Genomic DNA, 12,699 nt, shown 5'->3' with positions numbered 1-12,699 from the left:
CCTGCTGAACCGGACCACCGACGGCATTGTTGAAACAAGGAGATTCACATGCCGCTACTCGACTTCGCCGCCATCGCTGGGCAACTGCCCGCCACGTGGAAATCAACGCGCCTGGGCCAGGTCGGCCCGGCGCGGATCAAGGTGTTGCGCATGGATGAGCAGGCCTACGAAGAAGAAACCCACGACTACAACGAAGGTTTGCTGGTGATCAACGGATGCTTGCGCCTGAGCATTGGTGATGCAGAAATCAGGGTGGACGCGGGCCAGATGTATCTTGTCGAAGCGGGTATCGCCCATGCCGTACTTGCAGGCAGCCATGGCACTTTGGTTATCCTGGATGTATAGAGACATTCAGTAATACCCAACCTTTGCAATTACTTACAAATACCGCCAACCTGCGCCCGCCCGACGTGCGGCGTACGACAACACCCGCGTTCGCCTGTCATTACTAAACCTTTCGTACAAGAGCCCGCTGCCATGCTGAACGGACGCGACCCACGCATCGATTTTTTTCGGGGCCTGGCGTTGATCTTCATTTTCTGGGATCACGTCCCCCACAACCCCCTCGGCCAGATCACCCTGCGCAACATCGGATTCAGCGATGCGGCGGAGGTGTTTGTGTTCCTCGCCGGTTACGCCGCCGTACTGGCCTACGGCAAGATCCTGCAACGCGACGGCTACTGGATTGCCTCGCTGAAAATCCTGCGTCGTACCTGGGTGTTGTACGTGGTGCATATCTTCTTGCTGGCGATGCTGATGGGCATCGTGTTCTTCGCCAATAGCCATGTCGAAACCCGCGACCTTGTCGAGGAGATGGGGCTGACGCACTTCGTTACCCATCCGCAACAGGCCCTGACAGATGAGTTGCTGCTGCGCTTCAAGCCCAACCTGATGGACCCGTTGCCGCTGTATATCGTGCTGCTGGCCGGCTTGCCGCTGGTGTTGCCACTGATGCTGCGCAAGACCTGGATGGTAGTGGTCGGGTCAGCAACGATTTACCTGTTGGCCCCCTGGATGGGCTGGAACTTAAGGGCCATTGCCGATGGCGTGTGGTACTTCAACCCGGTCACCTGGCAATTTTTGTTTGTGCTGGGCGGCGCGGCGGCTATCCATGCGGGGAAGACACGTCCTGTGGACACCCGCCCGCTCCTGCACCGCCCCCTGTTCGTGGCGGCGGCCCTGTACGTGATGGCCGCGGGGATCCTGACGCTATCGTGGCGCTGGCCCGAGGTGCATGACGCTTGGATGCCCGCGCAGCTCAGCGACTTGCTCTACCCCATCAGCAAGACTGACCTGTCACCCGTGCGCCTGCTGCATTTCCTCGCGTTGGCCTATGTGACGGCGAAGTTGCTGCCGAGCCGTGCGTGGACCGAAAACAGGTTGGCGCAGCACATCTGTCGCATGGGCCGTTACTCGCTGGAAGTGTTTTGCCTTGGCGTGGTGCTCGCGCCACTCGCGGACATGATCAATGCCTTGGCAGGCGATGCATTCGCCATGCAAATACTGACGGCAGTTGCTGGCGCGGCATTAATGGTGATGCTGGCTGTCTGGCTGGAATTCAACAAACGACTGGATCAGTCGCTTAAATTGGCGGCACAGCCGCAGTAGGCTGTATGGCCCGTTGCGCGCAACGGGCCATTCCCAGTATCAGGCCGAACGCGCCGAAGGCGAGGCCAGGTTGGTGGGTTGCAGCTTGAACACGTAGAACAACACCGTCAGCAGCACCAGGAACGCAGGCCCCACATACAGCGCCACTCGGGTATCCGGGAAGTACGCCATCAGGCCAACTACCAGCACCAGGAATGCCAGCGCCAGGTAGGAACTGACCGGGAACAACCACATGCGGTATTTGAGCCCTGCCCGTTCGGCCGGGCTCAGGCCCTTACGGAACTTGAGCTGGGCCAGCAGGATCATCAGCCAGGTCCAGATTGCGCCGAAGGTAGCGATGGACGTCACCCATACGAAGACTTTCTCCGGCACCCAGTAGTTGAGCAACACGCCCAGCAGCAACGCAAAGATCGACAGCAGCAGTGCCTTGCGCGGTACGCCGTTGCTCGACGTCTTGGCGAAGGTCGCTGGTGCCTGGCCGTTCTGCGCCAGGCTGTAGAGCATGCGCCCGGTGCTGAAGATGCCGCCGTTGCAGGACGACAGTGCCGCAGTGATCACCACAAAGTTGATGATACCGGCGGCGGTCTTGATGCCCAGGCGCTCGAACGTCATCACGAATGGGCTGCCCTGGGTGCCGATTTCATTCCAGGGATAGATCGACAGAATCACGAACAATGCGCCCACGTAGAACAGCAGAATGCGCCAGAACACCGAGCCGATGGCACTCGGAATGGTCTTCTGCGGGTTCTTCGCTTCACCGGCAGTGAGGCCGATCATCTCCACACCCAGGTAGGCGAACATCACCATTTGCAAGGACATCAACACGCCTTGCACGCCATTGGGCATGAAGCCGCCATGGGCCCACAAGTTGGAAATACCCAGCGCCACGCCGTCATTGCCAAAGCCGAACGCAATAATGCCGACGCCGCCGATCACCATCGCAATGATAGTGACGATCTTGATCAGCGCGAACCAGAACTCGAACTCACCAAAGGCCTTGACCGCGATCAGGTTGATGCTGCCCATACTGATCAGCGCCGCCAGGGCCCAAATCCAGCGCGGCGTGTCGGGGAACCACACGCCCATGTACACGGCCACGGCGGTGATTTCCGCCACGCAGGTCACCAGCCACAGGAACCAATAGTTCCAGCCGGTCAGAAAGCCCGCCAACGGGCCGAGATAGTCTTGGGCGTAACGGCTGAACGAGCCGGCGACGGGGTTGTGCACCGCCATTTCGCCAAGGGCGCGCATGATCACCAGGATCGCCAGGCCGCCAATGATGTAGGAAAGCATGATCGCCGGGCCGGCCATTTCAATGGCCTTGGCCGAGCCCAGGAACAGGCCGACACCGATGCAGGCGCCGAGCGCCATCAGGCGAATATGCCGTTCGCCCAGTTCACGTTTCAGCGGGCCGCCCTGAGCGGTCTCGCCATGGGGCAGGTGGTTGCCAACGGGCATAAGGGTACAACCTCGTCTTGTTATTGGATTGAGCCACTGGGTGCCGGAAGTCATGACGGGTCGGCCATGACGTCCTCGCACCGGGCTGGCCTCTTGGGCCAGATCAGCGGGGGTGCAGTATAAAAAGCTCAACCCAGGGATTTTCACTCAATAAACGGCAAGATTCAGCGAGAAGTCTCGGCAAAAGCCGCTTTTGCGGAGGAGCTTTACCTGGACAGCGTAGGAATCGTCGCCGATAAACGGGCGCCGAGTATTGCACAGCGAGGGTGCAGCGTCATTGCACCGGCTGCCACGTCTCACAGCGCCGAGAAAATCAGCCGTCTTCGCCACAAAGTCAGCGCTCTGGCTCCCCTCAAACAACGAGCTTGAGATCAAGCTGATCGAGTGGGACCTTGAAGGCATATTCGTATTTCTCAATGATCAGGGTCAGCACTGCTGGGCACAGGCCAACGACGTGCGCTGGCGCAGCTTGCTCAACCAAAGCCTCAAACAGCAGAACCGCTAGGCGCAAGACAAATTCCTTGACCACGCCCAGCAGCGTCTAAGCTTTCACATACGTCCGATCAATCTGCGTGAATGGATCAATCGACTATGGGCGCTTTATGGCAAACCGATTCGAACAGGGCTGCGTTAGCAACCGACAGCCCGGATCAACCGCCATTGCCACAAAGCCCCCGCTCGCGAAGGCTGTGGTGGCGGCTGGTGTGGCTGATACTGTTGATCGCCCTGGCAGCGCTGTGCTGGGCCGCCAGCCAGGAAATGCGCACCTCCCGCCTGCAGGCCGAGTACCTCAGCCCGTTGGCGGCGTCGCTGAGCTATGAGGTCACACCCGGCACCAGCGAGGCCGTGGTTTATCCGGGCGATGGTCCCTTCGACAAGCGCCTGGGCTACAGCGACCTGGATGAGTTCCTGCCGCGCCTGCTCAAGCGCAACTACTTGGTCCAGGCACAGGCGCGCTTCTCACCGCCGTTGATGGATTACGCGCAGCGGGGGCTGTTCGTGCCCTACGCAGAAAAAGTCCAGGCCGGCCTCAGCATCACCGATTGCCGCGCTACGCCGCTGTACAGTTTCACCTACCCGCAACAGCTCTATGCCAACTTCGCCGCGATCCCGCCGCTGGTGGTGCAAAGCCTGCTGTTTATCGAAGACCGCGACCTGCTGGACCCCAAGCAACCCCTGGCCAACCCGGCGGTCGACTGGCCGCGCTTTGCCAAAGCGGCCTGGTCACAGGTGGCCAAACTGCTGCATTTGCCCGGGCAAACCGCCGGTGGCAGTACCCTGGCCACGCAGCTCGAAAAGTACCGCCATTCGCCCGATGGCCTGACGCTGTCCGGTGGCGAAAAAATCCGCCAGATGCTTTCCGCCAGCGTCAGGGCTTACCAGGCCGGGCCGAATACCTTGGGCAGCCGGGAGAATATCCTGCGCGATTACCTCAACAGCGTGCCGCTGTCGGCGGTACCGGGGCATGGTGAAGTGCACGGCCTGGCCGAGGGGTTGCGGGTGTGGTTCGGCGCAGACTTCAATCAGGTCAACCGCGCCTTGAGTGACACCGAGCAAGACCCGAAGCGCCTGGCCGAACGCGGGCTGGCACTGCGCCAAGTGTTGGCGTTGATGATCGCCCAGCGTCGCCCCTCCCACTACCTGAACAAGGGCCGCGACGAGCTGGCGCAACTGACCGACAGCCATATCCGCCTGCTGACGCAGAACGGCATCCTCCCGGCCGCTTTATCCTCCGCAGCCCTCGCCAGCCACCTGGGCTACCGCGATTGGCAGCAGCAGCCGACGATCCAACCGGTGGAAACAGACAAGGCGATCAACGTCGCCCGCAGCCGCCTGGCCAGCCTGCTGAACCGCTCGCTGTATGACCTCGACCGCCTCGACCTGTCGGCCACCAGCACCCTGCAATCGGCGCTGCAACGCCAGACTACCGATTACCTCAAGCACCTCGCCGACCCGACGTTCGCCGCAAAAATGGGCCTGCTCGGCCCGCGCCTGCTCACGCCGCAAAGCACGCCTCAGGTGCGTTATAGCTTCACCCTGTTCGAACTCACGCCCGATGGCGCACGCGTGCGGGTGCAAACCGACAACACCGACCAGCCCTTCGATATCAACGAAGGCAGCAAGCTAGAACTGGGTTCCACCGCCAAGCTGCGGGTGCTGACCACTTACCTGCAAATCATCAACGAACTGCATGAGCGCTACAGTGCAAAAACACCCGCAGAGTTGAAAAGAGTCGAAGTGCCCGAGCAGGACCCGCTGTCGCGCTGGGCGCTGGATTATCTGCTGCGCAGCAGCGACCGCGACCTGTCGAAGATGCTCGATGCTGCTCTCGATCGCACGTATTCCGCCAGCCCCGGCGAAGCATTTTTCACCGGCGGCGGCCTGCACCGCTTTCATAACTTTCGCAACGAAGACAACAGCCGCAACCCGACCCTGCGCGATGCCCTGCGCGAGTCGATCAACCTGCCGTTCATTCGCCTGATGCGCGACCTGGTGCGCTACACCACCTACTCCGGCGAAGACAACAGCGCGCGCCTGCTCAAGGACGACAACGACCCGCGCCGCCAGGAATACCTGGCTAAATTCGCCGACCACGAAGGCACCGCGTTCCTGCTCAAATTCTGGAAAAAATACCGCAACAAGGACACCCAGACGCGCCTCGACACCTTCATGGACAGCCTGCACCCCACCGCGATTCGCCTGGCGGCGGTGCACCGCTACCTGCTGCCCCAGGCCAGCCAGGAGAGTTTCAATCGCTTCGTACGTTCACACCTGAAGAACGCCGAAAAACTCACCGATGCACGTCTGCAAACGCTCTACCAAAGCTACGGCCCTGGCGCCTACGACCTGCCGGACCAAGGCTATATCGCCAAGGTGCATCCGCTGGACCTGTGGCTGCTGGGCTATTTGCTCAACCACCCTGAAGCGACCTTCAGCGAGGTGGTCAAGGCCAGCGAATTCGAGCGCCAGGAAGTCTACAGCTGGCTGTTCAAAAGCCGTCACCAGAGCGCCCGTGACAGCCGGATTCGCACCATGCTGGAGATCGAAGCGTTTCTGGATATCCACCAACGCTGGCAGGCGGTTGGCTACCCGTTCGACCACTTGGTGCCGTCGTTGGCCACTGCCATCGGCAGCTCCGGCGACCGCCCCGCTGCGCTCGCCGAACTGATGGGGATTATCCTCAACGATGGTGTGCGCCTGCCGGTACTGCGTATCGACAGCCTGCTGTTTGCCGAGGGCACCCCCTATGAAACGCGTGTGATCAACGCCCCGAATCTCGGCAAACGCGTGATCTCCAGCGAAGTCGCCAGCGCCTTGCGCGGCGCGCTGTCGCAAGTCGTGGACGCGGGCACGGCCAAACGCGTGGCCGGCAGCTTCACGCTGGCGGACGGCACACCGCTGGCCATGGGCGGTAAAACCGGCACCGGCGATAACCGCATCCAAGCCATGAGTACCGGCGGGCACATTCTCAATTCCAAATCCATCAACCGCACGGCAACCTTTGTGTTCTACATCGGCGAATACCACTTCGGCACACTGACCGCCTTTGTGCCGGGCACCTCCGCCCAGCACTTCACCTTCACGTCGGCGTTGCCGGTACAGGTGCTCAAAGGCATGGCTCCGATTCTCTACCCGCTACTGCAACCTCGGGGTTCCGCCACGTGCCTGCGGTAAGAGGAAGGGATCACGTAGTGCTTATTTAGACCTGCCGCTCGCTCGACGCCCATTAGTCTGGGCATCAGCGTGCAGCCCCTTCCCTGACACCGGCCTGCACGATTCCCCCTATCGCGACAGGAAACCCGCGCTATGCCTTCACAACCCCAACCTTCTACCGAAGACCTGATACGCCGTGCGTCAGTGTGTATCACCGCCATCGAGCACCTACTGGACGCACAGCCAGACCTGACGACGGTCATGGCCACAGAACTGCGCCAGGCATTGGCAAAACATTTGCCTGCCAGTACACCGAACCCGGATACGGTTTATCTCAACGAGTACGTTTACGACACTGCGTCGCAGGCAGATCAAGACAGCACCGCACGGACACCCCGCATCACCCGCGCACGCAACCTGACCCAGGTGCTTCAAGAGACGATTGCCACCCAAAACATGCCGACCGCGCTGACCAAGGAGCCGGAAACCGGCGCCATCAACCAGGCAGTCGGATTCTATGCAAATGCCAACGGCGCCGGCCGCAGCAATGAGATGGCGCGGTTGGAAGTCGCAGCAGTCAATCAGTTGATCAGTGATCTGCAACTCAACTGCCAGACGCTGTACTTGAACAGTCTCAGGGCGTTCTGGTCATCGCCCCACGCGAGTACGGGTGCACTGAGTGTCCTGGAGGCTGTGAGTCAAAAGCAGCGTGAGGTATTTACGCTCGAGGCCGACCTGAAACTGCAGGATGCTCGGCAACAGCTCAGCCAAGCCGAGCAAACCCTAAAGAAAACGCCTGAAGATACCCACGCGCAAGCGGCCGTCACCACGGCCCAGTCACACCTTGAGGTGTTGATCGAAGGCCGACAATTGATCGAAAACTGCGTGCTCCATGAGACCACGAACAACGCCACACCGCCGCTCATACTCGGCCTCACGCTGGAATTGACCGACCAGCCTGAATGGGCCGCACCACTCAATGGCTGCTTCGTACTCACCGAACGCATGCATGGGATACGACCGACCGTCCTGTATACCCCGCAATTCGGCGTTGAGTTCTTCGTGAGTTTCTCCACCATGGAAAATACCTTGCGCCTACGCCTGGTGAGAAGCGACGAAAGAACCCTGCTGCTCGCCAACATCGTCGCCAGCGAACGCTCCGCTGCCACCGACGCGTTAAGAAGTCGGCAGGCACTCACCTATCCCTCGATCACCGGGCCGGTATTCAGTGCATGCCTGCACGCCCAACGTCGCCAGCAAGAGGCCGATATCGAACAGGCCTTCGGCGCGTCCCACGCCACGTTCGAAGCCCTGGCAGCCAGCGTACGAACCACCCTGGCACTGCCCCTCAATGGCAACCCTGGGCTGATCGCCCGCATGCCCGAATCGCCGGACCTGACACGCGCCTCTCCCGTCCCACTGACCTTGCCGGACGTAGGGCAACAAACGCACCTGATACAACAGTGGAACTCTCTTAACCAACAACTCGACCAGGTACTGGAAAAGGACAAACACCCCTCGCTGGACGGTGTGCTGACATCGCTGCTCAAAGAAACCTACCCACATCTGCCACCCGACACCGGGCTGCACAGCCTGTATGTCAACCGCTACCTTATTGACAGCGATGGCCTGCGTCATTTTGAGTCTTCCCGCCCCTTGCTCGAGGCGGTGTGTGCCTTGTTGCTTTGGGACACCCCCGCAGAGCAAACGCACGAGGATCAAACAGCACAAGAAGAGGGCACCGCCACGCTCGACACGTTCGCTGAAAGCGTCTTCAGCAGCCCGACCGCTATCAACGAGGTCGACGAGCTGGCCCAGACCGATACACTGCTGGACCTGGCGCACACCCTACAGACACGACTGGCCGAGCAGATCACCACCTATTGGCGTACGCCGATAGCGCCGGAATTGGTTTGCCCACAGGTTCGGCTGATCGATGTCCAGCGCCAGGTCCTGGAGATACAGGCACGCCTGCGCGTGGCCGACAATACCTTGAGCCCGCAAGCCAAATTGCTGATTGATCGCGCAATGCGTTACCCGACCCAGGCCCGACGTGAAGCACGCTTCAGCCATGGCAACCGCCCCGGTGTGTATCAGTTGACCGTCGACACTGGCCCCGCCGCGCGTGCGCGCATGGCCGCCAGCTTCTTCCTGACCCTGGATGACGGCTCCAGCCCCGTCGCTCCCCATTGGCCCCATGGGCACAAAAACCTCAGTACTCACACGGCCGGGGTTGGTGCGGTAGTGCTCTATACCCCGGACATGGGGTTTGAAGAATGTGCGTCCCTGCAAGCCCTGCATGACACGCTGAAAGCCCGCATCAATGCTGGCGAAGACGCCGGCAGGTTGTGTATCAGCGGCTTGCCGCTGGCGGTTCAGCATGGCAAAACCGGGCTGTGGGGCAACGACCTGAGTACCACTTATGCGCCGATAACCGACGACTTCGTGGCTGACGGCATCCAGGCGCTGCTCGACAAACAGCAGTCCGACATCGAGACCATTCTGGGCCTGACCGAGGGCGAACCGGACACTGAAAAAAATGGCCGCGTGGAACTGGTCGAACTGTTGGATTTGGCCGGGCCGTTTATGGCGCGCAACCGACTGCTGAAGGATCACTGGCGGCCAGACTGGGAAAAGCGCTTGAGCTCGGCGGACCAGAAGGCTCTGCAAGACCAGGCCGACACTACCCAGGGCAAACAGGATGAACTGACAAAGCAATGGCAAGCGCTTATCCCAACATTGGCCGAGTATGCAAAGCAACAGGTACTGACAAAGATTCGTGCCTTCCTGGCTGAAAAAGGCCAGGACTATCCCGAACAGGGCATTGACCCAGACAAGACGATAGTCACCCAGACCACTCGAACACGGGTCGTAGCCGGTGGAGGCGGTTTTGGAACTACGCATACCAGCTCCAAGAGCAAGCCGATGAGCCTGACCAACCTGCTGTTGAAAAACACCAAACCCTGGGAAAAGAGCCTCACCTGGGTCGAAAACGACGATCTGGATGCCACACTGACCACCCCCCAAGGGAACTGGGTGCGCGATACACGTGGACGCCCCATCACCGTGGACAAACAACGCCTTGAGCTGTGGGTCAAGGACCTGAATGTTGCCCACCAGTACACGCAAAACGTGCTCGATAAATACCTCGCCCCGCAGGCTACGGCAACCGAGGCCCGCCCCTTGAGACAGGCGTGGCGCGCGAGCCAGGCATCCGTTATTGACTATGCGGCCCTTTCGGCCCGGTTGAATCCTGATATCTACCTCAGGGAAACACACAGTGCCCCCAAGCAAAAGAAAGCAGCCGCTTGGATGGCGGCGGTGCAGGCCGCTCCAAACCCCGCGACACGCCCACTGGTCGACGGGCACGCAGTGATCGCCAATGCACTGATGTTCAACCCTGCCAACAACGCCCCCGAAGGCCATGGTGGACAAACCGTGAATAGCGTTCTGATTCTCTCCACTGCTGCCGATGACATGCGCGTACTGTATACCCCGCATGCGCCCGACGGTTTGGAGCTAAGGGAACTGGCCAACGAGGCTGAACTGATCCGGCTGATGCAGGGCTCCGCCTGGTTGGATTATCTTCGCGCACGCTTACCGGCCGATACACGCTTACTCAATCCGCGCCTGGTCGCACACTCAGGCGATGTCTGGACCGGGCTGTACCGGCAAAACTATCTATACCTGCTGAACAAAGCCGACGAGCAGAGCGTGACTAACGAAGAGCTGAACGCCCAGTCCACCCTCAATAAGGTGCTGTTCGGCATTGAAGTGGTAGCAACCGTGCTGGGCGGTCTTCCCTGGAGCGGGCAGCTGGCCTCTTCGGCCGCCAGGTTCGTCGGCCGGGTCGGGCGCACCACGGTCCATGCCTTGCGCAGCCTGGGGCAAAGCGCGGTGGGGCTTGTCGTACGTCGCGGGCCACGCGCACTCATGCTGTTTGAACTTGCAAAGGTCACCACCACGGTCGCCGGAGTGACGCGCACGACCAGCCTGGGTATCAAGCCACTGCCCATGCTACTGAGGCCCGCGAGAAGCATACGGCGACCGAACCTGGCGAAATACCAGAAAGACTTCCAGCAGGAAAGCTCCCGCCTGCTGGTGAAAAATGGCATCCCGCCCGGAGCGGAACTGGCGGAAGGTACAGGCATTTATCGAGTCCCCGGCTCGCCACCCACCTATCTGGTACGCGGCGTCGGTGAAAAGGGCAAAGAGCCGGTGTTTCGCATTCAGAACTCTTTCAACGTCTATGACCGCAATGGCTTGGTCGCCCCCGTGCTCACTCCCTCTGGAGGCTTGACCCCATTCCGGTTGCGGCGCCTGCCGAACAAACGGTGGGAATTGGACACATGGCAACGCGCGCCCGGCGGCGGACCAAGAAGCGACAACAAAGTAACCGTAGCACTTAGAGAATGGGACGCACACGTCAAAGCCAACGCGGCGTTGCCCAACCCGGCCACCACGCTGGACCCCGCCGCTTTTTTCAAGAGTCGCAATCTCACGTACTACTCGTGGAACAAGTTTGTAAAGTCAGGCGGCGAAATTTCCGAACTGGGCAAGGCGCGGCTCAATCCTGAGACGTTTACACACCTGTCAAACAAACTGTTCATGAAATGGGTAAACATGAAGCAACCGAACAAAGCAGCTGCAGTTGCATTTGCGAAATTACATAACATTCGTCCAGAGCGTATAACCTTGTTCTTGGACGCGAAGAAAGGGACGTTGAACAAACTTGGCAAAGCCCGTTTGGCCAAACTGACAAAACCCGCCGACGCATCTTTCGCCCACTTCACCGACAAGCATTATCAAGACTGGTATCAGTTGTCCCTTCGACCGGAGAACCAGAACATGCGCGCGGTCTGGAAATTTGCCACTGATCATGGCCTCCACCCCTCTTCCTGGAGCAAATACGTGAAGTCCGACGGCACCTTCAATATGGCTATTCCTACTGTTGCGGCCCGCGTCAACCGACTGGGACTTTTCTTCCCCATAGACTTGACGCTTCCGGGCCCGTCCCAGCCTCCCGTCTGACCCACAAGGCTGTTGATTGCAGGAGCGAGCTTGCTCGCTCCACGCTGGAAAATCCGAGCTTCACCCTCAAGGATGAAGGGCCGCAAACGGCCATGCGCACCTACACACCTCGCAGGTTTGACCTGATCATTGATGATGAAACGGCGATCCGGCCATCTCGCGCCGGCTACACCTCGCAGTCCCAGATCACCGTGACATTGCCCTCGTAGGTGCTGGCGACGCCCGGTTGCAGCATGCCTTCGCCCAACCGTGTGTTCATGTCCGCCAGCGAACTGAACGACTCGAACCCACGGTGTGGCGTGAACAACACGACGTAGCCGACATCAGTAGCGGGAGGTAGCTGCGAGACCTCAGGGATTTTTTTCGGTCAGCACAAAGGCGCCGGCAAATTCGACGGTGTGTGCCTGATAGCTGAACGTCAGCGCATAGACGCCAGGTCGGAAGGCCGGGCCTAACCCGAGGTTCTCCACCAGCAGCGCTTCTTCACGGTGCAGCAGATAGTCCTGGACGTTGAGTTTGGCTTCCAGTTCCAGCGCGACCAGGCCGGCATCATTTGCCATGAAGGCGTGCAGGCTCTTGCTGTCGAGTAGGCTGACTTCATCGAGCGCCTGCAACTGTTGCGTGAGGTCACGCTTGAGGTTCGTCAGCAGTTGCTTACCGGCGTCGCTCTGCAAGTCGGCGGCTGCAACACTGGCGTACAACGCGCGACTTTTACCGAGGTGCGATTGCTGATGCGCCGTGAGCGTCTGGTTGAGCTTTTCGAGCTTCTGCAACTCGAGCGGGAGCGGCCACTTGGACGGCAACGGCGTGTCGATGCCCTGCTACTGGTGGCCGATCTGATTCAGGTAACTCTGTATTTCCAGGGGTGTAGGTGAGTAAGAGGGAGAGTTCAGGGTGCTCACCGCACTGGCTCCATGCGCATGGGAAGGGTCATCAGCATGGTGGGGG

8 protein-coding genes are annotated in these 12,699 nt (G+C 60.1%); 4 read left to right on the top strand and 4 right to left on the bottom strand.

Going from position 1 to position 12,699, the window contains the following annotated elements; genetic code table 11:
* The first annotated feature begins 48 nt into the window (after positions 1–48).
* Both EJ576_RS06430 and EJ576_RS06425 read left to right on the top strand, forming a co-directional pair.
* A complete protein-coding gene (locus tag EJ576_RS06430; RefSeq protein ID WP_122723990.1) occupies positions 49–345 on the top strand; it encodes a cupin domain-containing protein in 297 nt (98 codons plus the stop codon).
* A 132-nt stretch (positions 346–477) separates the two neighbouring features.
* Positions 478–1,608: an OpgC family protein gene (locus EJ576_RS06425; RefSeq protein ID WP_126569870.1), complete on the top strand. Its 1,131-nt coding sequence runs from the start codon at positions 478–480 to the stop codon at positions 1,606–1,608.
* Between the two features lie 39 nt (positions 1,609–1,647).
* Here the strand turns inward: EJ576_RS06425 and EJ576_RS06420 are convergent, their stop codons facing one another.
* The gene (locus EJ576_RS06420) at positions 1,648–3,066 is read right to left on the bottom strand and encodes an amino acid permease (protein WP_028619023.1); all 1,419 of its coding nucleotides are present in this window, start codon (positions 3,064–3,066) and stop codon (positions 1,648–1,650) included.
* 352 nt (positions 3,067–3,418) lie between these two features.
* A complete protein-coding gene (locus EJ576_RS29655) occupies positions 3,419–3,577 on the bottom strand; it encodes a hypothetical protein (RefSeq protein WP_158628944.1) in 159 nt (52 codons plus the stop codon).
* An 80-nt stretch (positions 3,578–3,657) separates the two neighbouring features.
* Here EJ576_RS29655 and EJ576_RS06415 point away from each other — a divergent pair, with 80 nt between their 5' ends.
* Positions 3,658–6,741, top strand: coding sequence for a transglycosylase domain-containing protein (locus tag EJ576_RS06415; RefSeq protein WP_126569868.1), 3,084 nt, complete (start codon positions 3,658–3,660; stop codon positions 6,739–6,741).
* Between the two features lie 132 nt (positions 6,742–6,873).
* Entirely contained in the window at positions 6,874–11,751 is a 4,878-nt protein-coding gene (locus EJ576_RS06410; RefSeq protein WP_126569866.1) for a hypothetical protein, read from the top strand.
* A gap of 166 nt (positions 11,752–11,917) precedes the next feature.
* Here EJ576_RS06410 and EJ576_RS29650 read toward each other — a convergent pair whose 3' ends face one another.
* Complete coding sequence (locus EJ576_RS29650; protein ID WP_158628943.1) at positions 11,918–12,061, bottom strand: hypothetical protein; 144 nt, start codon at positions 12,059–12,061, stop codon at positions 11,918–11,920.
* A 40-nt stretch (positions 12,062–12,101) separates the two neighbouring features.
* A complete protein-coding gene (locus EJ576_RS06405) occupies positions 12,102–12,554 on the bottom strand; it encodes a hypothetical protein (RefSeq protein ID WP_126569864.1) in 453 nt (150 codons plus the stop codon).
* Positions 12,555–12,699: the final 145 nt, after the last annotated feature.

It is taken from the genome of Pseudomonas sp. C 49-2 (assembly GCF_003970195.1).
GTDB lineage: Bacteria > Pseudomonadota > Gammaproteobacteria > Pseudomonadales > Pseudomonadaceae > Aquipseudomonas > Aquipseudomonas canadensis.
This window is presented reverse-complemented; position numbering and strand designations above follow the sequence as displayed.